Genomic DNA, 26,623 nt, shown 5'->3' with positions numbered 1-26,623 from the left:
TACTTACAAATCAGTAATATTTACAAGAAAATGACAAAAGAAAAAAGAGCTTTTCTTATCTATTGAAAAGCTCCTCTTTTATTTAATGTGAAGACACATCACTAATACCGTGACCAGTATTAGATTTTACGAGAATTTCATCAAATTTCGCTGCATCTTCTTTCTTACTAGATAAAACAGTTCCTAAATATGCTGCAAGAAATCCGAGCGGAATTGAAATAATTCCTGGTGTCGTATATGGAAATATCGCTTCCCCAACAAAAATAGCTTTTCCAGCTACAGGGTTCCAAACATTCGGACTCAACGCTACGAGAACAATAGCTGATACGAGACCCACAATCATACCAGAAATAGCACCCGTTGTATTAAAACGCTTCCAATATATTGTAAATAAAATCACTGGTAGATTTGCACTCGCTGCAACTGCAAATGCTAATGATACTAAAAATGCTACGTTTAATGTTTGGGCAAATAATGCAAGTATGATAGATAGTATCGCTACTCCAATAGATGCATAACGAGCCATAGATACTTGCTCTTTTTCCGTTGATTTCCCTCTGCGAATGATTTCATTATAAAAATCATGAGCGAATGCTGATGCTGCTGTTAATACAAGACCTGCCACTACAGCCAAAATCGTTGCAAAAGCAATTGCTGATACGAAAGCAAATAAGAAGTCTCCACCTAACGCTTTGGCTAATAAAGGTGCCGCCATATTACCAGCTGGGTTCGCTTTAATAATCGCTTCATTTCCTACAAACGCTGCCGCACCAAATCCTAAGAAAATCGTCATAATATAAAATGCACCAATTAACCACGTCGCATATACGACAGATTGACGTGCAGTTTTTGCATCACGTACTGTAAAAAAGCGGACAAGTATATGTGGTAATCCAGCTGTACCAAGTACTAGTCCTAAATTTAAAGACAGTGTATCAAGACCATCCTTATACTTTACACCTGGATTTAAAAATGAATCTTTTAAAGGGGTAGCTGTTTTCATTTGAGCGAACATTTCAGTCACGCTGAAGTTGAATTTTGCGAAAACGATAACAGAAATAATAAACGTACCAGCCATAAGTAATACAGCCTTTACAATTTGTACCCAGCTCGTTGCTGTCATACCACCAAAAATAACATACACCGTCATAAGTGTTCCAACGATTAATACAGATGTCGTATATTCAATCCCTAATAATAACTTAATAAGTGCACCCGCGCCAACTAATTGTGCAATCATATAAAAGATAGAAATCGTCATCGTATTAAGAGCTGCAACTCCGCGAACTTTTTTCGCATCAAAGCGTGCTGCAATCATATCCGCCAAAGTGTACTTTCCTAAATTTCTAAGCGGTTCTGCAACAAGATATAGTACAACTAAATAAGCAACTAAAAAACCGATACTATAAAAGAATCCATCAAACCCAGTTAATGCGATTGCTCCAGCTATACCGAGAAATGAAGCAGCAGACATGTAATCTCCAGCAATGGCCAGACCATTTTGCCAACCAGTTAATCCCCCTCCAGCCGTATAAAATTCACTCGCATTTTTCGTTTTTTTTGATGCAAAATAGGTTATGACGAGCGTACCAAGAACAATAATTAAAAATAGTGCAAATGCAGTAGTATTCAAGTTCAGCCCCTCCCTTTTTTCATATCTTGCAGAATTTTTCGGGAGATTTCATCAAATGATTCTGCTTTTTTGCTGTAAATCATACATAGTGCCCATGTCATGATAAATTGGGAAAAAGCAAATACCCACGCCCATGTAACGTCTCCAAATGCAGGTGTATTAAGCACCTTTGAATACGATGTTAGAATAGGTAATGCGATAAAAAAACTAAAAAAGAAAATACTCATTGGAATGATAAACTTCTTTTTCGTATTTAATAACAATTGAAATTCTTCCGACTGAACGACCTCTGTATAATTCACCTCATTTTGCAACTTACGTGCTGACGTATCGTCTCGTTTCATTAACCGATCCCCTCTCTTACTTGAAATACACTTCCCCCTTGCATACCTAAAGACTAAATTTTATAAATATTCAGAAACTTATATTCATTTTAGACAATCCATGCATTCATGCAAAGATTTTTTGATAGACATTTTTCGGCATTTTTCCCTAAGTTTTTAATATACTTTTTCAACATAAAGTTTACGCACCAGTGAAGCTTTCATACTCATTAAAATAGAATAAAAAAGTAGTGCTTATCGCACCACTTCTGTTTTTTTCTCTTTTTCTAAATTACGAGCCGTTTCACTTAATTCAACATCTTTTCCATCTTTAAGCGTTCCAAATATGAAATCAAATACTGGATTTGAAACACCAAACCAAAACTTTTCATTTTTATAATGGTGTAATATATGTTGTTTTTTTAGCCATCTTCCAAACTTAGTAACGGGACGAATTGGCTTATGTGCAATATAATGTTTCCATTCATAAACGAGAAGCATAATAATCATTCCAATTCCGAATGAAAGTGTAATAGTAACACTTTTTGTTATCGCGTATGATATAAGTAAATATATAGTAAAGCTCGGTATACTAAACCATACAGGCAAAAATAAAAGTTTTAAATCATCTGGATATACATGATGGTCATAATGTAATCTTCTTAGCATTTTTAATAAAAATACGTTTTTAGGTGGTTTTAAGTGAAATAAAAACCGGTGTGTCATATATTCGTTTAGCGTATAAAAAATAATCCCAAACAAACATGCTAACAAACCAAACCATGTGAAAAATTGCATTTTTAAAATAATGATAAAAACAAATAAAATACTATACATAATAACGATATCATGTTGTAAAAAGAACTCTTTCCCCACTCTCTTCATCTTCCTTCCCCCTTTTCAAAAAAAACAGTCGCAACATATCGTTACGACTATTTCTTTTCTATATCTTATTCTATAAGCTTTACAAATTTGCCTGTTGCTCTATTGTCGAGAAAAAATTGTTCGGTCCAAATATATTTTGCTTCGGAATAATATGTTCCACCGCAAACACTGTTACTTCTCCTCTTTGTACCTCTCCAATGATAAGCCCAAATATTTCATGATTTACCGCAAACGTTGGTTGCGTTGTTTGTAGTAATCTTGCTGCATTATGAAATACCGCTTCATATAGTGGATTTCTATCAGTAATTTCTTTTCTGATTTTTGGTGCTAACGTAATAATGATTTCTTTTCCGTCAATAGTGGTTCGATACATAAAAATCTCCCCTTCAATCTTATGTGAACAACTGTAAAGCTTTGTATGCAAAATGGATAGAATATCCTACTAGAATAATACCTGCTCCGGCTGTTATGTAGCCAAGCGCTTTTGGTTTTAATAAAGTTCTTCCAAAATGTACAGAAAAAGCAATATTTAAATTCCATAAAATAATACCAACAATAATGCAAAGACTGTACAAAAAAGCTTCTTGTTTCGTTACCTTCGTAAGTAATGAGCTAAGTGTACTTCCGTATATACCAAACCAAAAAACAAGATTTAATGGATTGGATATCGCAATTAAAAATCCTGCCATAAACGATTGCTTAAGGCCACCTACCTCTTCTTTTTTATATTCCATATTCGAGTCGAAAATTCCTTGTTTTACACTTTGAAATCCTAAATAAAATAACAAGAAAAAACCCGTGCAATACATGAAGGCTTGTACATATGTATACATAAACACAGAAGATAAACCGAAATAAATGAGAAGCATAAATAAAACATCTGCAGTCATTCCACCAATTCCAACAACCCAAGCGTGCCAAAACCCACGTTCAATTCCTCGTTTTAACATTTCAATATTAATCGGCCCTACTGGCGCAGCTAATGATATACCTAATACGATTTGCTGTATAATTGCTCCAAACATCGCTCTATCCTTTCTACTCTCTTTACTACTAGTTAATGATGTAATTTGAAAAAATAGACTAGCTTTCATAATAAAATACCCTTTTTTATCCAAAATATACAAAAGAGCCATCTAGGTGAGGGCTCTTACTTTTCTATCCTATGAAGAAAAGGACATTTCCCTTTTATTGGCTCTACATCGTCTCCTATGAAATATTGTTTCCATTCACGATGCTCTGGGTCACCATAATGACTAATGTTAGGATGTTTCGGCAATTGATCCCACTTTTCAACTCGCTCACGAACCATTTGTCTTGAATATGCTCCTTTAGGACGATCTCCCTCTAATCCATCAAAAATAGTGCGTGGCTGAAACCCAATAACGAGAGAATTCCCTAAATGTCTAGTTTTTCGTTGTTTATAAGCTGGCGCATTTCCAAATGCGAATATTGGCTCACCACCAAATGAAAATTCCCATAAATAATGGTCTGGATCTTCAGGAATTTGCTTTGGCCATGCTTGATTATCGTTTTCATGTAAATACTGTAACACTTTCCAAAAGGAATCACGGTAATATTCGAGTGGCTGTTCTTCACATTCCGGTTCTACAAAAAGGAAAAAGCCCCTTCTTACAATCGGCCTCTCTTTCATTAACTCTAAAAAAGATAACATTGTATGTGGTAAATGACTCCAATCATTATGAGAAAGAAATGAATAACGAAGTTCATTCTTTTTCAAAGCTGTTAAACCGAAATAACATGGAAAAGTTGGTTCTAACACAACATTTGAAAAAATCTCAAATTCTTTTGCAACCCAATCCGGTATGTCGGTTCTCGTTCTCATTCCTTCATTATCTAATAAGTAAGACTTATTCATTCTTTCACCTCATTATGTATAGCATTCAATTAAGAATATTACATACTCAGCCTGTCCTATACCTATTTAAAAATTTGACTGAAAAATTATTTAAAAATACAAAAAAATAAAATCGCTTACTTGACTAAATTCTCCCAATTCGTGTATATTTAAATTAATCATTTAGCAGAATATTCAAGAATATAGCATTTTTAGTTTATATTATTTTTTTAAAATGAATTTCACTAAATGAAAATAGTAAACGCTTTTAGGAGGAATTGTAACATGCAAGGAAAAGTAAAATGGTTTAACAACGAAAAAGGTTTTGGATTTATCGAAATGGAAGGCGCTGACGATGTATTCGTACATTTCTCTGCTATTCAAGGCGACGGCTACAAAGCTTTAGAAGAAGGTCAAGAAGTATCTTTCGACATTACTGAAGGTAACCGCGGACCTCAAGCTGCTAACGTAGTAAAACTTTAATCCAACATATAACAGGAGGTTACCTTACTTGGTAACCTCCTTTGTTATTCCTTTGTATATTTCCGTTTTACAGAGCAAAAACTATGTGAAATGCGCACTATACAAAGGAGGAATTATTAATGGGATCAGAAGTAAATGATTTTGAAGAAGTGAAATTCCGTGTAGAAACAGCACAAAAAATGGTAGGATCAGCAACAATTTCAATGGATCCAGATACATTAGAGCATGCTACTACTGCTGTAGAAGCAGCTCGCTCTCAGCTTGAAATTATGAAATCTGTTGCAACTGATTTAGATGAACCATTTTTAATGAATGAGGAAAAGAAATTAAATAAATGTGAGCATCAACTAAACGAAGCAAGACACTAAAAAACATCCAGAGAATTTTCTCTGGATGTTTTTCATGACAACTGGTCCCCATACTTTTTCAATGTTTCTCCAACTGTACATTGCCTTATACAAAATGAATGAGCATAATATTTACTATTTGTCTTTCGATTATGTTCTCGCAAAAAACAGCCTTCACAATACGTTTCTAATAAGTCATTTACCTCTGTAATGAGTTGCTTTTTATCCACCTTTGCACCTCTCTATTCAGTTATTTCTTTATGACTATCAATAACTGTTCCTTCCAATGCTTGCGTAGCTAATTGATGTGCTTCTTTATTTTGTTTTCTAGATATCGGCTCACATATAAGTTTTAATTTCATTTGCTTCGCTTTTTGTTCAATTTGGTCTAAATAATGATTTAAATGTTCATCATAGCAAGGCCATTCCCCGGCCAATTGTTGCAATACGACTTGAGAATCCCCGCGGAGTGTAACTGCTTCATACTTAATCCCTAATTCCTCGAGTATATTCATACTATATAATAGTGATGCATATTCCGCTTCATTATTATCATATATACCTTCTATATATGCGTTGCGGCGAATTCGGTAGTTTTTATTTCCTTTTTTATAGTACACACATATACCAACGCCAGCTTCTTTCGTTTGCACATCATACCCACCATCAAAATAAACGAGTATTTCTTGGGGCTCTTCCTCTACTTGCTTACTTAACTTTTTCATCTCTTTTAATGACCATTCTGCGTCCATTTCATCATAAAATGAAAATTCTTTTACTCTTCCTGTTTTCTCAAAATCCTCTGCAAATTGAAGTACTTCTTCTATGCTCATATACTCTGTTGTTAATTCCGTCTGCAACCCGCGCTTCGTTTTATACAACCAATGAATTTTATATTTCATACTACATTCCCCTTATATAAGACTTCTTATATGTAGCCAGCTAATGAAAGCCTCACTTTATTTTATTATATTTTATCTAGAGTCACAGCATAATATTCAATATGATTACATACAAAAAGAGCTATCCCATAGGAATAGCTCTTTCATCTATTACATAAATCTTTCAAATTGTACTCGCTTATTAATCCAGTACATTACAGGCATACCGATCGCCATTACTACGAATTCACCTGCTGCACATGTTAACCAAGTCCACATAAATGGTAGATCAAATGCAAGATGAAGTTCAATTGCAATCATAAACATTGTAATCGTAAAGATAACTGTATTAAAAATCATACGAGCCCAAACAACTTTAATAAACCGCATAGAAATAATCGTTGCAACTAATGCAAGAATAGATTGACCTACTCCAAATACTAAATCATAAGCGATCATAGGTGAGAAAAAGAGATTCGTTAAAAATACACCTAATACAATTCCGTAAATTGCTTTCTTGTTAAATACAACGAGATGATTAAACATCTCTGAAATACGAAACTGTACATTCGTAAAGCCAAATGGCTGAATAAGCATAGAAACAGCAATATATAATGCCGCTAAAATACCATTACCGACTAATGTTCTAATATTCATGACAAAATCTCCTTAGTTTTTTTACGTGGGATGGTTTCGAACCACGTTATTCGTTTTTTAAGCAACAAGATTATATTTTACGTGGTAGCCCCTCTTTCGTCAATAGATTCCTATCGTGAACTACCTTTTTTCTTTTAGACAACGTATAATAAAACATATGAAAGATTTAGGAGGTTTCACTTCATGACAGCAACAATTCAAAATGAAAAAGTGATCGTTTCCATTTCTGACAAAGGTGCAGAATTACAGAGCGTTCGCTTAAAAGAAGACAACATAGAATATTTATGGCAAGGTGATTCTACTTATTGGGGACGCCGTGCACCAATTTTGTTCCCAATTGTCGGTCGATTAGTAGATAATACATACTACGTAGACGGTAAACCATATTCATTAACACAACACGGTTTCGCCCGTGATCTTACTTTCTCTGTGAAAGAACAAAGCGAAACAAAGATCACTTATACCGTTACTAGTAATGAAGAAACATTAAAAAAATACCCATACGAATTCGAATTACTCGTTTCTTATGAGCTAGATGGACAAAGTGTTCATGTAACATATGAAGTAAACAATCCTACTTCAAAAGAGATGTTCTTCTCAATTGGAGCACACCCTGGATTCAACTTCCCTTTATTGGACGGTGAATCATTTACAGATTATCACTTATCGTTTAATGGTTTGGAACGCTTAGAAACAAGCGTATTAGAAGGACCTTATCTTTCAAACAAAAAGCAATTAATCGCTGAAAATACGACTGAATTGCCACTTACATATGATTTATTCAAAAATGATGCGCTTATTTTTGAACATATGAATACGAATGAAATTTCGATTCGTTCTCATAAACATAATAAATTTGTAAAAGTAGAATTTGATGGATTTCCCTTTGTCGGCGTATGGACACCAGGGAATAACGCACCTTTCTTATGTATTGAACCTTGGTATGGAATCGCTGATGAAGTAAATCCAGCAAAAGATTTAAAGGACAAAAAGGGAATTCAATCTTTACAAGCGAATGAAACATTTACATGTCGTTACAGCATCACAATCGGATAACTACTCTATCCCCTACTTCAAAAAAATATTTAAGTAGGGGATAATCTTATAATTTGGAGGTTTCTCATTTTGATTGAAGTATATATTGATGGTGCATCAAAAGGAAATCCTGGTCCTTCTGGTGCAGGAGTGTTTATTAAAGGCGTTCAGCCGCCTGTACAATTATCAGTACCACTTGGAACAATGTCCAATCATGAAGCAGAATACCGCGCTTTACTTCTAGCATTAAAATATTGCATTGAGCATAATTATAGCACTGTCTCTTTTCGTACAGATTCGCAGCTTGTTGAGCGGGCTGTTGAAAAGGAATACGCAAAAAATACAATATTTGTACCTCTTTTAGATGAAGCACTACAGTACATAAAAAACTTCGATCTCTTTTTTATTAAGTGGATTCCAAGTAGTCAAAATAAAGTAGCTGATGAATTAGCTAGAAAAGCTATCTTACAAAATTAACGGGGGTATGAGTGTGAAAAAAGAGTGGATTGCTCCTCTAGCTTTATTATTTGTCTCTTTTATTTGGGGAGCTACGTTTGTTGTCGTTCAAAACGCTATGTCTTTCGTTGGTCCATTTACGTTTAATGGTATTCGCTTTTTATTCGCTGGAATTATTTTATTATTCGTTCAAATTATTTTTTCACAGAAAACTTCAAAACAAGAATTAAAACATAGTAGTTTAGCTGGATTAATGGTTGGGTTCTTCTTATTTGTCGGCTATTTATTACAAACATTTGGCTTACTTTATACAACTTCTTCAAAAGCAGGTTTCTTAACTGGGCTAAGCATTGTTATGGTCCCAATCTTATCATTTATCTTTTTAAAACAAAAAGCCACCATTTTCATCGTACTTGGTATTGCTGTAGCTACAACAGGTTTGTACTTATTAACAGCTGCTGATTCTTTCCAATTAAATATAGGAGATATACTTGTTCTTGGTTGTGCAGTCGCTTTCGCTGCCCATATTCTTATTAACGGCTTCTTTTCTAAAAAAATATCACCTTTATTATTAAGCACATCTCAAGTATTAGCTGTTGGTATATTTTCTTCTATTTGCGCTTTTTTGTTTGAAGATTGGGAAAAGTTATTTTCAGTATCACTATGGACGAATCAATCCTTTATATTCGCACTCTTTCTAACTGCCCTGTTTGCAACATCTATTGCTTTTTTCATTCAAACATCGGCACAAAAACACACTTCTCCAACGAGGGTAGCAATTATTTTCGCAATGGAGCCCGTTTTTGCTGCATTAACAGGCGTTCTCGTTGCAAATGAACAACTTTCTATTTCTGCTATTATCGGATGTCTATGTATTTTTCTAGGCATGATTTTTGTTGAATTACCTTCCAAAACAAAAAAAGAAGCGCAGGCTGCGTGAAGTTACGCTTGTAACTTCCGCATAAAAGCCTTAGCGCTTTTTTTATCTGTAATTTCTTCCTCTTTCAATCGTTCTAATAACGCAACGAAATAACTACCATCAAACTGCAATTGATGTTTAATTGTGGCTTCTATTGCTGCGTTCACAATCCCATCAGACGCACCAGTATATCCTTGTCCAAACATAATAAACCCTTGTGCTTCCTCTGATAATTTAAATCCTTTCGTATGTAAGAATGAAAGATAATCTTCTACTGTTTGCATGTTATTCCCACCTACTCAAAAATTCTCCATCTCCTATCATACATGTTTTTACACGCTATGAGAATGAAATTTCTTTAACAACTTTGTAAATCAATCTTCTACTTCGCTTACAATGGAGGATTTTCTAACAATCTGAAGGAATATGTACAGTGGAACTTATTTCATATTAAAGGGGAGACACGATGAAACAAGCACTATTAATTATCGACGCTCAGCAAGAATTAATTGATGGAAATAAGCAAGAAAATGAAGTTTTTCGTAAAACTGAGCTATTATCTACACTAAATATAGCCCTGCAGAAAGCAATAGATTCAAATGCCCTTATTGTTTTCGTAAGAGATATCGATGTTGCTTCTGGTAGTGGCGAAGGATTTGAAGTACATAATCAAATTCAAATACCTCAGTCTGCAATCTTTATTAATAAAGCAGCAACCAATTCATTCTACGGCACTTCTTTACTTGAACTTTTAAAAGAAGAAAACATTAATCATATTGTTATAGGCGGATGTAAAACAGAACATTGCATTGACACTGCAGTTAGAGCAGCAACTGTACAAGGATTTGACGTTACATTAATTAAAAACGGTCATTCAACAACTGATTCTAATGTATTGTCTGCAGAACAAATTATTGGTCATCACAATAAAACTTTACACGGTCATTATAACGTTGATCATTTTTCTATGGTGAGAGATATCGAGGAAGACCTCTTTCAGCCGACTCATGATCAATATCGTGATTAGCGAAAAAGAATCCTTCATTCAGAAGGATTCTTTTTCACCCAAAAATTTGTGCTGCAATGCTATATAACTCATTATCCCTTTTTAATAATTGACCGCTATTTTTCATCATAATTGGTGGTGTATTCACCTTTTTAAAACCAGCAATCTCTAATACTTTCATGAAATCTTTCTTTCCTTCTAGTACATCAATTCTTAATTTACCATTATGCCCTTTTGCTAAATCATGTACAATTCTCATTGCCATCTCATCATTTTTAGCAACAACCGGCCCTATTATCTTATTTTCTGGTGTTTGTATGCTTAAACCGTAACCTAATACATTTTGTTCCTTGTCCTTTACAACGATACACTGTTCACTTTGCATAATTCTTTTCTTTAAAAACTCTTTTCTATTTGTTCCAAACGCATATTCATCTATTTTTATTATTTCTTCTAAATCACCCTCTTCATAATTCATCACATAATCTTCATTTCTTGCACAATACTCTTTCGCATTGTATGAGTTACATATGTATTTAGAAACATAACTTACTGCCCTAAATCCTAACTTTTCATATAAAGGTTTCCCTTCATCCGTAGCAATAAGCATAATTGGAGTATGAGCTGATACGCTTTTAACGCACGCTTCCGTTATTATCTTTCCAATCCCTCTCCCCTTATAATCTGGATGTACAATCACCATTCCGATAGATGCTAATTTCTCCCCATATAATATTATTGCCGCGCTAGCAATTAGTTCCTCTTTCTCATTCCAAACACCGTATACAATCCCTGCGTTAAAAATAGTCTCAATTTCTTCTCTGTTATAATCCCAACCAATATAAGAAGATAGCGCTACAATGTCGCTTATTTGCTCTTTCCGAAGACGCTCCACTCTAATTTCCAATTCAATCATACTCCATCCCCTTATCTAGACATTTAAATCATTATTACGAAATCAACTTGTACATGTTTCGCTTTATTTGTCACACACATATGTTATTTTGACCAAGACTATATTGTAAATGAGGTGACAACATGCCCATTACGAATCGATTTTCTACCACCACTAACGGCGCACTCGCTATTACAGGTAATACTTTAGGCTTAAGTAAAATCAGCAATCAAAACCGTGCTGGTACAATCGGGGCAATTGGTGCATTCGCAACTACGAATACTGCTTTACAAGTAACTACTTTTCCTGCTGGTACAACATTAAACTATACACAAAATAGTTCTACCGCTATTTTAAATATCCCTGCTGGTAGTACTATTCTTTACGCAGAACTCGTTTGGGGTGGAAACTATTTATCTCGTGATCAAAACATTACAAGTGTATTAGGAAACCCAGTTTCTTTTACAACACCTGTTTCAACATACTCGATTACTCCTTCAGCTGTTACGGCTTCAAATCAAACTTTCGTTTCAAACTCTATTACATTTGGCTTTTACACTCGTTCAGCAGACGTAACAACTCTTATTCAAGCGGGAGGTGCTGGTTCCTATACTACAGGAGCGGTTCCTGGACTTGTAGATCCTATAGATGCTTCTAATGGAACAATTAATTCGGCTGGATGGACGCTTATCGTTGCTTATCAAAACGGGACATTGCCAGCAAGAAACTTAACCATTTATGTAGCTGGTAACCGTGTTTCTGCAGAAACTGGTAGTGCCGATGTATCTGTTTCTGGATTTTTAACACCTTCAGGAGGACCAGTAAGCGGGAGATTATTTTTAAGTTCTACCGAAGGAGATGCAGATTTAACCGGGGATCAAGCTTTATTTGGACCAAATTTCAGTTCATTAAATGCTTTATCTGGACCAAACAATGCTATAAATAATTTTTTCGGTTCTCAAGTTAATAATGCTGCAGGAAACTTAGATACAACAGGGACATTTGGAACGCGAAATCAAAGTGCTTCTACAAGTACAAACATCTCCGCAGGAAGACAGGGCTGGGACATTACTTCCATTGATATTTCTCCTTATTTAACAAACTCACAAGTATCCGCCGCAATCCGTTTAACTACTAACGGAGATGCATATATGTTAAATACAGTCGGCTTACAAATTAATATAAACTCCCCAAATATACAAGCAACGAAAAACGTAAATAAAAGTGTTGCTGCAATTGGAGATATTCTCACTTATACAGTTACTATCCCTAACACCGGGCTTCTTCCTGCCAATAACGCTATTTTTATAGATAGTCTCCCTAGCGGTACTTCTTTTATCCCTGGCACTGTAACAGTAGATAACGTACCAAAAACAAATGTAAATCCTGCGGCTGGTATATCTCTTGGAACAATTAATAATGGTGCTTCTCGTACAGTAACTTTCCAAGCAACTGTCGTTTCTCTCCCAAGTCAAAACCCTATCTCTAACACTGCTAATATTACATTTCAATATACACCAATTGCCGGAGGAACAACCTTTAACGGTCTTGCAACAAGTAACTCTGCTGGAACACAAATTAACCTTGCAGATATTAATGGAACAAAATCAGTTAACAAACTTTTTACCGATATTGGTGAAACATTAACTTACAGTATTGCCTTAGCTAATATAGGAAATATCGCTGCAACGAATGTGATATATACGGATCCGATTCCTAGCGGGACTACTTTCATTCCAGGGAGTGTAACTGTGAACGGAGTTACTCAAGCTGGCGCAAATCCCGCTAATGGTATAACAATTGGTTCAATTGCCGCAAATTCCACTACTACTATTTCATTCCAAGTGCTCGTTCCTTCTATCCCTCAAACAAACCCAATATTAAATAGTGGAACAACAACATATCAATACATTCCTGTACCTAATCAACCAGCAGTAAGTGGGACTGATACGACAAATATTGTCTCCACTCAAGTGAATAATGCTACTGTAACAATGACGAAAGCAGTAGATAAAAATTTTGCAGATATTGGTGATACACTAACGTACACCGTTTCCTTTACAGGTACAGGTAATACAAATGCGAACAATGTTATTTTTACAGATGTCATCCCTACTGGAACAACTTTCGTTCTAAACAGTTTAACAATAGATGGCACGACACAAGTGGGCGCAAATCCCGCTACCGGCGTGAACATTGGATCCATAACAAGCAGCACAACAAAAAATGTTGCATTTCAAGTAGTAGTAAACACAATACCCACGTCAAATTTCGTATCTAACGGATCAAGCGCTTCTTATCAATATACTGTCAATCCTAGCCAATCACCTGTTACAAAAAATATTTCTTCGAATCTCGTTTCCACTCAAATTAACAATGCGAATGTAACATTAACAAAATCAACAAATAAACAATTTGCTACAATTGGTGAAACAATCAGTTATACAATCCTTATTACAAACAGTGGAAATACAGCCGCTAATAACGTGCAACTAACAGATCCACTTCCAAACGGAACGATATTGACTCCTGGTACTGTAACACTAAACGGAGTTTTACAAAATGTAGATTCTCTCGTTGCTTTACCTATCGGCACAATCCCTGGTGGGGCTACTGTTACCCTTTCTTTCCAAGTAACAGTCATCAATATTACGACCCAAAATCCTATCATTAATAACGTCTTCGCTTCTTATCTATATACTGTAAATCCAAGTTTGCCACCGACTTCAAAAACAGCAAATTCTAATTCTGTTGCATCAACAATTAGACTAGCAAATCTCCGTGCTAATAAATCTGTAGATAAAACGTTTGCGGAAGTTGGCGATGTATTAACTTACACCTTCGCTCTTACGAACGATGGGAATGTTGCAGCGAACAATGTATTACTATCCGATTCAGTTGCGAATGGAACCGCCTTTGTACCAAACAGCGTTATAGTTAACGGTGTTACTCAGCCAGGCGCAACACCAGCTAGCATCAATATTGGTAGCATCAATGCTAATACTACAATTACAGCTTCATTCCAAGTAGTAATAACTAGCATTCCAAATCCAAACCCTATTTCAAATAGCGCTTCCATTTCCTATAACTTTATCGTTGATCCAAACGCTTCACCTGTAAGTAAGAACACTACTTCAACTACTACATTTACTCAAGTAAACGATGCAAATGTCATTTCAGCCAAAACAGTGGATCGAGCGTTCGCTACCGTAGGGGATACATTAACTTATACTGTTACTTTGACGAATGCAGGAAGTGTTACTGCTGATAGTCCTACTTTCGTAGATACGAATCCAGACGGTACTACCTTTATTCCAAACACTTTTCTTATTAATGGTGTACTCCAAAATAACGCAGATCCAAATATAGGTGTTCCACTACCTTCCATTGCTGCTAATGGCTCACTTACTGTCTCTTATCAAGTAACCGTCACCTCTTTACCAACACAAAACCCGACATTAAATTCATCTAGTACACAGTATAGCTTTATTCTAAATCCGGGCGATCCACCAACTATAGAAACATCTGTAAGTAACACTGTAAGTACACAAATTAATTTAGCAAATGTAGTGATTGTCAAAGAAGTAGATTTAACTATCGCCGATGTCGGGCAACCAATCACATATACAATTTCTTTAGCTAATCTTGGCAATACTACAGCAAATAATGTTATTGTTACCGATATAATCCCTAATGGCTCCACTATCGTACCAAATAGTATTTTTATAGGTGGTACTTTACAACAAGGTGCAGACCCTAGTACCGGTCTTCAAGTCGGCTCCATTCCTTCAGGTGGTTTTGCAACGATTGTTTTTCAAATAAGTGCAAATGGGCTACCTTCACCAAACCCAATTCAAAACAGCGCTTCACTTCAATATAGCTTTATCGCTGATCCAAATTTACCTGCTCTCGTTAGAAACGCTGCTAGTAATATAGTAACTACACAAATTAATACTGCTAATATCGTTGCTACAAAACTAACGAGTACAAACTTCGCTGATGTCGGTGATGTCATACTATATGCAACTATTTTAACAAATAACGGGAATATCCCTGCTGCTAATGTAACGTTTACAGATATCATTCCAGCGGGTACCCTCTTCATTCCTAATACTGTAACGATTAATAATGTCCCTGTAGCTAACGCAAATCCTGCCACCGGCATTTCAATTGGTACGATAGGAGCGAATTCATCACGCACCGTTGCATTTCAAGTTTTTGTACCAACTATCCCTGCTGTAAACCCAATTACAAATCAATCAGGCACAACATTCCAATATACGTATGATCCATCCAAACCTGCTGTGATGCAGATGGTTGCTTCTAACACTGTACAGACAACTATTAATAACGCCTCAATTGCCGCTACTAAATCTGCAAATAAACAGTTTGCTAACGTAAATGATATTATTACGTACACGACTACTTTAACGAATAACGGGAACACACTTGCATCAAATGTAATATTTACAGATGTAATTCCAAACGGAACATCGTTTATTCCTAATAGTGTTACTGTAAATGGGAATACACTGCCTAATGTCAATCCAGCAAGCGGAATTGCAATCGATCCAATAAATCAGAATGCAAATACGATCATCTCGTTCCAAGTACAAGTAAATTCTATACCGAACCCAAATCCAATCCCGAACCAAAGCAATACAACGTACCAGTACGTCATAGACCCTAACTTACCTCCAGCATCCGCCAATACGTTAAGTAACGTAATAACAACTCAAATTAATAACGCTACGATTATCGCTACAAAATCAGTGAACACACCGAATGCTGCAATTGGAGATATCGTTACTTATACGATTGCAGTAACAAATACAGGTAATACCCCTGCTAGTGCAACTGTTTTAACGGATGGGCTTGGTGCAGGAGCTTCATTTATCCAAAACTCCGTAACGATCAATAATATTCCACAACCAGGATTAGATCCATCACTTGGTGTTCACTTGGCAGATATTTCGCCAGGAGATACTGTATTCATTACTTTTCAAGCACAAATTTTAGCGATACCACCTAGTGGCACATTAACAAATAATGCTCTTGTAAATTATGAATATACCGTAAATCCAAACCAATCTCCTGCTGTTGGTAGCACCGTAACAAATACAACAGTTACACCAATTATTGACGCTACTTTAGTAATAAATAAAAGCGCTAGTACAACTTTCGCTACAATTGGTGATACAATTACATTCACTTCAGCTGTTACAAACAACGGAAATACTACTGCGAACAACATTATTTTTACTGATACAATTCCAAACGGTACTACCTTTATCCCAAATAGCTTTAAGATAAATGGTGTAACCGTTCCGAATGCAAATCCACAAAACGGTATCAATATTGGTAACTTGAATTCAAATGCATCTGCTACACTCAGTTTTCAAGTAAACATTACAACACTTCCAAACCCTAATCCAATCCCGAATAAATCATCGCTTCAATATAGCTTTATTGTAGATATAAATGAACCGCCAGTTTCACGAACAGTTCAATCTAATAAAACCTTTACACAAGTAAATACTGCTTCTGTTATCGCAACAAAAACTGCAAGCAGTGCTTTTGTTGCTGTTGGAGATACAATTACGTATACAACTACCCTCACCAATAGCGGAAATACTGCCGCAAACACACCTGTTTTTATCGATATATTACCACCTGAACTTTCATTCGTTCCTGATAGCGTACAAATTAATACCATCCCACAACTTGGATTTAGACCAGATAGCGGGATTTCTTTAGACTCAATTCCAGTTGGAGGAACGACAACAATTAGCTTTCAAGCTATCGTTGGCTCAATACCAGTTACAAACCCAACTTTGAACCAGTCTAGCACGACATACTCGATCATTGTTGATCCTACCCAGCCCCCGGTGACAGAAACAGCTACAAGTAATCCAACTTTAGTTCAAATTAACGAAGCGATTATTCAAGCAACGAAAAGTGTGGATCGACTATTTTCTGACATTGCACCTGGAAATTCATTTTTAACATATACAGTTTTATTAGAAAATGTAGGGAACACAACTGCTACGAATATCATTTTTACAGATCCGATTCCAAATAACGCAGTATTTATAGAAGATAGCGTTCGAGTAGGCGGAGTTTTATTACCTGGAGTAAATCCAGCGAATGGGATACCGATTGGGGATATTATTGCCGGAGATTTTATAAACGTTACCTTCCGTGTGCAAGTAGTTAGCATTCCAAATCCAATTTTCACAATTGGACCAGGCGGACCAAACTCACCGGTTGTAAACGGCGCTTCTATTGATTATAAATTTATGACAGGACCTAATTTACCACTTGTTTCACGAAATACGACATCTAATTCTGTTTCGACACAAATAAATTCTGGAGAAATTGTGGCAATCAAATCTGTAGATAAAACTTTCGCAACGATTGGTGATACAATTTCTTATACAATTACATTAAGTAACCCTGGAAATGTCACTTCACAAAATATAATTTTCACGGATACTTTACCTGATGGGACGACATTCATATCTGGCACTCTTACAAACAATTCTGGTACACAGCAAATCGGAAATCCATCTAACGGGATTCAGATTGGAAATATAAACCCAAATGGAACGGCCGTGATTACTCTCAACGTACTTGTTACAAACATTCCAAGTATAAATCCAATTTCTAATTTTAGTTCTGTACAATTTGCACATGTAGTTGATCCTAGCCAACCTGCCGTAACACAAACGAACGTATCTAATGCTGTTTCAACAACAATTAATAGTGCAATATTAACGACCCAAAAAAGCGTTGATAAATCTATCATTTCTGTTGGAGATACGATTACGTATACAACAACTATTACAAATACAGGAAATACGACTGCAACGAATATAACGTTCACGAGCGCAATTCCAGCTAACACTACCTTTATACCAAACTCAGTCAAAATAAATGGGGTTCAGCAATCTGGTGCGCAACCAGCACTTGGAGTAACTATACCAAATATCGCTCCTGGTGAAACAGTAACCGTTACTTTCCAAGCAAATGTTCTTTCTGTTCCCCCTTCAAGTTCAATTATGGGTAATGACACAATTTTATATTCTTATTCTGTCGATCCAAACGGAACTCCTATTACAACTTCTACTTCAACGAATATCGTTACAAACCCGGTACTAGATGCTATGATAACGATGGCAAAATCGGTCGATCAAACAATTGTTACACTAGGTGATACCATTACCTATACAACCATTTTAACGAATAATGGCAATACAAATGCAACGAATATTACTTTCACTGATCTTATTCCAGACGGCACAACGTTCATTCCGAATAGTGTCACAATCAATGGCAGTACACACATCGGACTCGATCCTAATACAGGTATAACAATCGGATCAATTGCTCCTAACAACTCAATATCTATCACATTTCAAGTTACTGCTACTTCTACACCAAACCAAAATCCTGTAGCCAATTCCGCTACTGCTTCTTACACATTTATCGCTGATCCAAATGCACCGATTGTTTCAAGAAACGTTACTTCAAACACAATGTTTACTACGATTAATACAGCTAACATTCTTTCATTAAAACAAGTCGATAAATCCTTTAGTCGTATTGGAGACACACTCACTTATACTGTCATTTTAACAAACAATGGAAACTCATCTGCACAAAATGTTATATTTACAGATACAGTGCCAAGCGTCACTACATTTATTGCAAACACATTTTCTATTAACGGAGTTCCTCAAAGTGGGGCGGATCCATCGAACGGTGTGAATATTGGGACAATAACAGCCGAGACTACAGTAACAGTTTCGTTCCAAGTTACTGTAACATCATTACCAAACCAAAACCCAATTGTAAATTTCTCATCAACATCGTATCAATTAGTCTCACCACCTGATGCAGAAACTTCAATTAGTAATCCTGTTTCAACCCAAATTAACGAAGCAATATTGTCTATGACGAAAAATGAAAGTGTATCCTTTGCAGATATCGGGCAAACTGCTTTTTATACTACTTCTATTACCAATGTAGGCAATACCGATGCAACTAATATTGTATTCACAGATACATTACCAAGTGGACTCACATTTGTTCCTAACACATTAACTGTCGATGGCGTTTTACAACCTAACGCGGATCCAAATACAGGTGTATTACTTGCAACACTTCCACCAAACGAAATATATAGTATCGTCTTTCAAGTTACAGTGAACAGCATTCCCCCTAGTAACCCAGTACCAAATACAGCATCAACGACGTATGAATTTACTGTTGATCCTGTTAATCCTCCCGTTTCAAGTGCAGCTACTTCCAACACTACACTCCTTCAAATAAACAACGCAACTATTATTAGCACCAAAACAGCAAATCTTACTTTTGCGGATGTTGGTAATACAATAACATTTACACTTAACCTTCCTAATACCGGGAATGTGACCGCAACTGATGTAACTATTATCGATATTCTTGATAGCAATTTAAGTTTCGTTCCAAATAGTTTCACAGCTAATGGGCAAACCATTCCAAACGCCGATTTATCAACTGGTGTAAATATTGGTTCCATTAATGGTGGTAATACGGCAATCGTTACATTCCAAGCAACTGTTATTACACTTCCAACACTTAATCCCATTTCTAACTCTGCTTCTACCACATATCATTATGTCGTTGATCCTAGCCAGCCACCTATTACAACTTCTAATCAATCTAATACAACGACAACACAAATTAATAGCGCTATCCTTACTGCACAAAAAAATTCAAATGTATCTACGGTAGATATCGGGCAGGATATTACCTACACCGTTACAATTACAAATAGCGGAAATGTGAGTGCAACAAATGTTATTTTTACCGACCTTATTCCAGACGGAACTTCCTTTGAACCGAATAGCTTTACACTGAACGGAACTAGCATCCCAAATGCAGATATCATTACAGGCGTTCCAATCGGTGATATCGCGCCAAACGAATCTGTCATCGTAGCATTTAACATTATCGCCAATGAAATTCCGCCTATAAATCCAATTACTAATCAAGCTAGCGTTAGCTTTCAACATATCGTTAATCCAGCTAATCCTCCAGTTTCAAAAAATATTATTTCTAACAACGTTACAACAAAAATTGAAAGTGCTATTTTAAATACTATTAAAATAGGAGATAAAACTTTTGCAACGATTGGTGATACGATTACGTATACAACGACTATTACGAACACAGGCAATATTCCTGCTAACAACGCTATATTCTCAGACCCTTTACCATCGTGGACACAATTTGTTGCAGGATCAGTTATTGTTGATGGCACTCCATTACCATCCGCTTCGATTATTAACGGTGTTGGCATAAATACAATCAATCCAAATCAAACTGTTACAATCATATTCCAAGTACAAATCGTAAGTAATCCAACAACGTTCACACCTGAACTCCAAAACTTAGGATTTGTTAACTTCCAATATAACGTAGGCAATGCATTACTGGCTCAGCCTGGCAATGTGGAAACGAATGTCTTCGTTACTTCTATTAATACAGCAATACTTTCAGCTGTAAAAACTGCTAATACAGCCTTTGCAAATATTGGAGATACGATCACTTATACAGTTTTGATTCAAAATAGCGGCAATACAAACGCTACGAATGTAAATTTCTCAGACCCAGTTCCAGCAGGAACAACCTTTGTTGAAAATAGTTTTGCTGTAAATGGAAGTACCATTCCAGGTGCAAATCCAAATAACGGAGTGAATATCGGAACAATTAGCGCAGGTAGTTCCTTAACCGTTACTTTCCAAGTCATAGTTACATCAACTCCACCTTCAAATCCGATTACAAACGTAGCATCTATTCAATACACATTCATCGTTGATCCGGCCTCTCCTCCTGTTACAGGCACGATAAATTCTAATAGCGCTTCAACAAAAATTAATAACGCGACTGTTACAACTGTTTTACAAGCAAATCGTTCAATTGTGTCTATCGGGGATGTAATTACGTATACAGCAACATTAATGAATACTGGAAACTTCCCTGCAAACTCTGTATTACTCATTAACGGAGTTCCTGAAGGAGCATTATTTGTTCCAAATAGTGTTACGCTCAACGGGATTTCACTTCCAGATGCAAGTCCAACTCTCGGTATTCCCGTTGGTATTATCGCACCAGGTGATTCCGCTACTATTACGTTCCAATTTCTTGCAAGTTCTATTCCACCGCAAGGAGCAATTATAAATCAAGCACTTACAAGTTACACGTATATTGTCGATCCAAGTCAACCTCCTGTTACAGCAACATCCTCGTCTAATACGGTTAATACAGCTGTTGTTGATGCATCGTTATCCGTAATTAAAAGTACAGATTCTCCCGTACAATCTACTGACGGTACAATCACTTACACCGTAGTCATTCAAAACAACGGGAATACTACTGCAAATACAGTTACTTTAACAGATTTGGTCCCAGAAGGAACTGCATTTATTTCGAATAGCGTAACTATTAATAGCGTTTCCGTTTCAGGTGCCGATCCTAACGCAGGAATACCATTAAACTCCATCGCACCGTCAGAAAACGTCACTGTAACATTCCAGGTTATCGTTCAATCTATTCCAAGCGTAAACCCAATTTCTAATACAGCCCGTATTGACTATACTTTTATCGCCGATCCAACTGCTCCTATCATCTCTCGAACAATTACGTCTAATCCTGCTTTCACACAAATTTCGGATGCGACTATCCTTTCTTTAAAAGCAGTCAATGCACAACAAGCAACAACAGGTGATATTTTGACTTACACAATAACACTAGAAAATACAGGAAATATTCCAGCTACGAATCTCATATTTTCAGATACGATCCCTCAAGATACTACATTCGTAGAAAATAGTTTTACACTTAACGGAACAACTATACTTGATGCCAATCCAAATGTAGGTGTTACTTTACCTACTTTAGCAGCAAACGCTACTCACCTTATTTCGTTCCAAATTCTTATTAACGATTCATTCTCCCAAGAATCGATTGCAAATCAATCCAATACAACATATACAATCCAACCAAACCCAGGGCAACCGCCTATTACTGAAACATCTACTAGTAATATCGTCATTACAAATTTCGTGCAAGCACAATTGGCAATTACAAAAACATCCAATCCAACAACTGTAGATATCGGTGGAACTATCCTTTATATTTCTGAAGTGAAAAATGTCGGTAATGTTGACGCAATAAATATTAATTTCACAGATTCTATTCCAGCTGGGACTACATTCGTTCCCGATAGTGTCACAATTAACGGTGTCCTTCAGCTAGGTGTAAATCCTGAAAACGGAATACCGATTGGAACAATTCCAGCAAACAGTTCCAAAACGATACTATTTCAAGTGCAAACAAATAATCCACCGAATGAAACTGAAATTGTAAATCAATCTTCAGCAACTTACCAATATGTAAGTATTCCTACAGCCCCACCAGTAAATCGCTCTGCAAATTCTAACATTGTTACAACATCACTTCAAAATGCAAATATTATTTCTGTTAAAAGTGCGGATGTAAACTTCGTATCAATCGGGCAAATGATTACCTACACAAATACACTTCAAAATATAGGAACCGTTCCGGCTAACAATATCGTGTTCATTGATACCATTCCAGAAGGTACTATATTCATTGAAGATAGCTTAGCAATAAATAATGTAATTCAGCCTGGCGTGAATCCTGAAAACGGAGTAACTCTCGGCACGATACAACCAAATGAAACAGTCACTATTTCATTCCAAGTACAACTTACAAATATACCAGAGGGCAATACAGTCATTAATATTTCAGACACTTCGTACGAATACCAAATTGATCCTAGTTCTCCAATTATTCAGCGTAGATCGTTATCAAATGCAGTAAATACTGAAGTGCGAACGGCAAATGTTAGTGCAATTAAATCCGCTAACAGATCCATTACACGTATCGGTCAAATCATCACATATACAGTCGCAGTTACAAACGCCGGTACAATACCTATTACAAACACTCTCCTACTTGACGCAATTGCTTCTGGCACCATATTCGTTCCAAATAGCATTCTTGTAGATGGCGTACCAAGACCTAACGAAAATCCAATTACCGGTATCAACCTTGATATAATTCTTCCAAATAATACGATTATTGTTACGTTCCAAGTAAGCGTAGTCTCTATACCGCCACAAAATAACATTAATAATATCGCCGTCATTCACTATGAGTATCGACCAGACCCAAGCACACCACCAATTTCAGAAACGACCTCTTCCAATGCTACAAACATACAATTTATTGATGCTATTCTTATTACTACAAAATCTGCTAATACTGTATTAGCTACTATTGATGAAACCATTGAATATACAGTATTCATTCAAAATAATGGATCGGCTACAACTAACTCCATCTTTTTTACAGATACTATAGCGGATGGAACAGTATTTATTCCAGGAAGTGTAATAGTTAATAATACTGTACTTCCTGCAGCAGATCCGAATATCGGCTTTTCCATTCCTAATGTCGCAGCAGGTCAAATGACTACAATAACATTCCAAGTTTCCGTTACGAATTTACCTACTGTAAATCCAACACCTAATACTGCAAACATCGTCTACGACTTTATTTTCAATCCTGACTTTGCACCAATTCAAAAATCTACTACTTCCAATACTACTTTCGTTCAAATTAATGATGCTGATATCGTTTCACTTAAAACCGTTGATTTAACCTCTGTAACGATTGGTGACATTTTAACTTATACAACAACTTTAACGAATACAGGGAATACGGATGCCACTGCTGTTGTATTTACAGACAATATACCTGATGGAACAACCTTTATTGACGGTAGCGTTTTAGTAAATAACATTCCTCAGCTTAACGCCAATCCAAGTGTAGGTATACTTGTAGGAACGATTGCTCCTAACATTTCTATCCCAGTCACATTTTCTGTTACCGTCGTAGCTCTTCCTGCTAGCGGTCATGTTCAAAATCAATCAACTTCTCGTTATACAATAAACACGGAAGAACAAATATCGACTAGCAATATTACCTTCACTGAAGTTATTTCCGCTAATGTAATTGCGACAAAAACAACACCTATCCAATATGCTGACTTACAAACTATCATCCCTTATACAATTTCCATCATAAATAACGGAAATATACAAGTCGAAAACATTCTTGTTACAGATATTATCCCGGCAAATACGAGCTTTATAGAGAATAGTGTTATTGTGAACGGCAACGCTCGGCCAAATGACAACCCTCTTAACGGTATACAAATTGATACTATTCCACCTAATACGACAGCAACCATTCTATTCCAAGTACGGGTTACTTCGATTCCACAAACAAATCCAATCTCTAACACGAGTACAATTGAATATGAATACACGGTACCAGATCGACCACCTATTACCGAAACTATTATTTCATCAGCTGCCGCAACAGAAATTAATCACGCAAATTTGAATAGTAATAAAGCTGTTGACCTTGCATTTGCAACGGTTGGTGATACGTTAACGTATACGATTACACTAAATCAAACCGGTAATGTTGCAGTAAATGATGTAATCATTCAAGATATTATTCCTCAAGGTACTACGTTTATAGAAAATAGCGTCATTGTAAACGGAGAAACTCTTCCAGGAGTGAATCCAGTAAGCGGCATACCAATTGGTACTATAACTATTGGTCGAGATGCTATCGTTTCATTCCAAGTAACTGTGACTTCTATTCCAACACCAAATGAACTAAACAACAACGCAATTACTACTTTTAACTATATAGTCAACCCAAATAACGTACCTGTTACAAATACGACTACAACAAACACCGTCACAACTACTGTCCAAAATGATAATGTCATTGCGATAAAAGCTGTTGATTTCACAAGTGCCTTACCCGGTCAAACTTTAACGTATACCATCACGATTACTAATAATGGTAATATCATTATCGAAGACCTTCTTTTAGTAGACACAGCACCAGCAGATACGACATTTGTTATTGGTAGTGTTACGATTAACGGAATCAATCAACCTAATGCGAATCCGGAAAATGGTATTACGTTAGGAAATCTTGCTCCAAATGAATCTGTTATTATTACATTCCAAGTGACAATTTCCTCTTCTACTCTTCAATCTACAATCAATAACGATGCTACTATTTCCTATACGCCTATTGTCGGTCCAATCCAACCACCTATTACGATTACAAAGCAAACAAATACCGTTACAACGACAGTCGTTGATCCGATGGTTGACATTGAAAAAACAGCTGACAAATCTATTGTCGTTATAGGAGATATCATTACATTCACATTAGCGGTATTTAATCACTCCCCAATTCCGACAATCAGCACTTCCGTTATAGACACAATTCCAGCTGGTACAACATTTATAGAAAACAGTGTAACAATTAACGGTACTCCCGTTCCAAATATTCGTCCAGACACCGGTATTAATATCGGCTCTTTACCTGCAGATTCAGTAGCAATTATAACATTTCAAGTTCTCGTAACTTCTATTCCTTCAAACAGTACAATTATAAATTCTGCAACAGTTACCGCTGCCTTTCAATTGACACCACAGGATCCAATTATTACTTTCATTGTTAATTCAAATATTGTTCGTATACCAATTCAATTTATAACTGCAACAGTCACGAAAAATGCTTCCGTCAGCTCAGCTTATTTAAATCAATATTTTGATTACACGGCACGTATTACAAATACTTCCAAAATTTCAATCTCAAATATTTCTTTACAAGATACTATTCCAGCAGGTTTACACTTTATAAATGGCACTGTCTTTATTAACGGTGAACGCTCTCCACTAGCGAATCCGAATATCGGTTTCCTGGTCGCTACTAATTTGGAACCAAACGAAACAATTATCGTGTTATTCACAGTACAAGTGATAAGCCCACCTGTTAATAATCCATTTAAAAATACGGCCAATATTTCATTACAACTTCAAGTCTCGCCTACCGACCCACCAATTACAGTAACCGTTACAAGTAACGAAAACATCGTCACCTTTGTTCCAGAAAATCCAGATGAAGCACTTCCAAATTTAAATTGCTTCTTTGACGGTGAACGCTTCATTCGCATTACTCCTCGAAATGTGCGAAATTACCTTTGGACTTGGATTTGGTGGAAGTAATTGAAACAAAAAAGAGATTGTAGTTTGGTTGAAACCAAATTACAATCTCTTTTTCATTACCTATATCCC

Annotated in this window: 18 protein-coding genes and 1 riboswitch; of the genes, 7 read left to right on the top strand and 11 right to left on the bottom strand. The window is 36.1% G+C overall.

The genetic code is table 11. From position 1 onward, the window contains the following. Positions 1-82 precede the first annotated feature (82 nt). From DN399_RS07960 to DN399_RS07935, 6 genes are all read right to left on the bottom strand, one after another. The gene (locus tag DN399_RS07960; protein ID WP_001098243.1) at positions 83-1,633 is read right to left on the bottom strand and encodes a solute symporter family protein; all 1,551 of its coding nucleotides are present in this window, start codon (positions 1,631-1,633) and stop codon (positions 83-85) included. A gap of 2 nt (positions 1,634-1,635) precedes the next feature. Continuing rightward, positions 1,636-1,977, bottom strand: a complete 342-nt coding sequence (locus DN399_RS07955; RefSeq protein ID WP_025709227.1) for a DUF485 domain-containing protein — start codon at positions 1,975-1,977, stop codon at positions 1,636-1,638. A gap of 234 nt (positions 1,978-2,211) precedes the next feature. Beyond that, positions 2,212-2,841 (bottom strand): sterol desaturase family protein, encoded by a 630-nt coding sequence (locus DN399_RS07950; protein ID WP_000832148.1) that lies wholly within the window; start codon positions 2,839-2,841, stop codon positions 2,212-2,214. A gap of 79 nt (positions 2,842-2,920) precedes the next feature. Continuing rightward, a complete protein-coding gene (locus DN399_RS07945; protein ID WP_000286369.1) occupies positions 2,921-3,214 on the bottom strand; it encodes a hypothetical protein in 294 nt (97 codons plus the stop codon). 19 nt (positions 3,215-3,233) lie between these two features. Continuing rightward, complete coding sequence (locus tag DN399_RS07940) at positions 3,234-3,977, bottom strand: LysE family transporter (RefSeq protein WP_001196841.1); 744 nt, start codon at positions 3,975-3,977, stop codon at positions 3,234-3,236. A gap of 14 nt (positions 3,978-3,991) precedes the next feature. Then, the gene (locus DN399_RS07935) at positions 3,992-4,720 is read right to left on the bottom strand and encodes a YqcI/YcgG family protein (RefSeq protein WP_001043767.1); all 729 of its coding nucleotides are present in this window, start codon (positions 4,718-4,720) and stop codon (positions 3,992-3,994) included. 264 nt (positions 4,721-4,984) lie between these two features. On the opposite strand from DN399_RS07935, the gene cspB reads away from it, so the two are divergent. Continuing rightward, on the top strand, positions 4,985-5,182 hold the full coding sequence (gene cspB, locus DN399_RS07930) for a cold shock-like protein CspB (protein ID WP_001161731.1): 198 nt from the start codon (positions 4,985-4,987) through the stop codon (positions 5,180-5,182). 119 nt (positions 5,183-5,301) lie between these two features. Then, positions 5,302-5,550: a DUF2564 family protein gene (locus DN399_RS07925; protein WP_000534392.1), complete on the top strand. Its 249-nt coding sequence runs from the start codon at positions 5,302-5,304 to the stop codon at positions 5,548-5,550. Positions 5,551-5,582: 32 nt separating this feature from the next. On the opposite strand, the gene DN399_RS07920 is transcribed toward DN399_RS07925, so the two are convergent. The 3 genes from DN399_RS07920 to DN399_RS07910 all read right to left on the bottom strand — a co-directional run bounded on the left by DN399_RS07920 (position 5,583) and on the right by DN399_RS07910 (position 7,067). Beyond that, a complete protein-coding gene (locus tag DN399_RS07920; RefSeq protein WP_002023738.1) occupies positions 5,583-5,759 on the bottom strand; it encodes a zinc-finger domain-containing protein in 177 nt (58 codons plus the stop codon). Between the two features lie 12 nt (positions 5,760-5,771). Beyond that, positions 5,772-6,431, bottom strand: coding sequence for a ribonuclease H family protein (locus DN399_RS07915; protein ID WP_149149445.1), 660 nt, complete (start codon positions 6,429-6,431; stop codon positions 5,772-5,774). A 150-nt stretch (positions 6,432-6,581) separates the two neighbouring features. Then, positions 6,582-7,067 (bottom strand): QueT transporter family protein, encoded by a 486-nt coding sequence (locus tag DN399_RS07910; RefSeq protein ID WP_149149444.1) that lies wholly within the window; start codon positions 7,065-7,067, stop codon positions 6,582-6,584. Between the two features lie 6 nt (positions 7,068-7,073). Continuing rightward, a riboswitch (PreQ1 riboswitch) is annotated at positions 7,074-7,118 on the bottom strand. A 132-nt stretch (positions 7,119-7,250) separates the two neighbouring features. Between DN399_RS07910 and DN399_RS07905 the strand changes: the two genes are divergently transcribed. From DN399_RS07905 to DN399_RS07895, 3 genes are all read left to right on the top strand, one after another. Continuing rightward, positions 7,251-8,123 (top strand): aldose 1-epimerase family protein, encoded by an 873-nt coding sequence (locus DN399_RS07905; protein ID WP_149149443.1) that lies wholly within the window; start codon positions 7,251-7,253, stop codon positions 8,121-8,123. Positions 8,124-8,192: 69 nt separating this feature from the next. Then, on the top strand, positions 8,193-8,579 hold the full coding sequence (locus tag DN399_RS07900; protein WP_088363496.1) for a reverse transcriptase-like protein: 387 nt from the start codon (positions 8,193-8,195) through the stop codon (positions 8,577-8,579). A 13-nt stretch (positions 8,580-8,592) separates the two neighbouring features. Beyond that, entirely contained in the window at positions 8,593-9,498 is a 906-nt protein-coding gene (locus DN399_RS07895; protein WP_149149442.1) for a DMT family transporter, read from the top strand. Positions 9,499-9,500: 2 nt separating this feature from the next. Here DN399_RS07895 and DN399_RS07890 read toward each other — a convergent pair whose 3' ends face one another. Further along, positions 9,501-9,761 carry a DUF6123 family protein gene (locus DN399_RS07890; RefSeq protein WP_001195212.1) on the bottom strand — a complete coding sequence of 87 codons (261 nt, stop codon included), beginning with the start codon at positions 9,759-9,761 and terminating at the stop codon, positions 9,501-9,503. Positions 9,762-9,943: 182 nt separating this feature from the next. Here DN399_RS07890 and DN399_RS07885 point away from each other — a divergent pair, with 182 nt between their 5' ends. Further along, complete coding sequence (locus DN399_RS07885; RefSeq protein ID WP_149149441.1) at positions 9,944-10,504, top strand: cysteine hydrolase family protein; 561 nt, start codon at positions 9,944-9,946, stop codon at positions 10,502-10,504. 34 nt (positions 10,505-10,538) lie between these two features. Here the strand turns inward: DN399_RS07885 and DN399_RS07880 are convergent, their stop codons facing one another. Next, the gene (locus DN399_RS07880; RefSeq protein ID WP_149149440.1) at positions 10,539-11,399 is read right to left on the bottom strand and encodes a GNAT family N-acetyltransferase; all 861 of its coding nucleotides are present in this window, start codon (positions 11,397-11,399) and stop codon (positions 10,539-10,541) included. 122 nt (positions 11,400-11,521) lie between these two features. Here DN399_RS07880 and DN399_RS07875 point away from each other — a divergent pair, with 122 nt between their 5' ends. Beyond that, positions 11,522-26,554 (top strand): DUF7507 domain-containing protein, encoded by a 15,033-nt coding sequence (locus tag DN399_RS07875; RefSeq protein WP_149149439.1) that lies wholly within the window; start codon positions 11,522-11,524, stop codon positions 26,552-26,554. Positions 26,555-26,623: the final 69 nt, after the last annotated feature.

This window comes from Bacillus sp. AR4-2 (assembly GCF_008274865.1).
In the GTDB taxonomy this organism is placed as follows: Bacteria; Bacillota; Bacilli; order Bacillales; family Bacillaceae_G; genus Bacillus_A; species Bacillus_A cereus.
The sequence above is the reverse complement of the archived record's forward strand: the minus strand, read 5'-3'. Positions and strand labels throughout refer to the sequence as shown.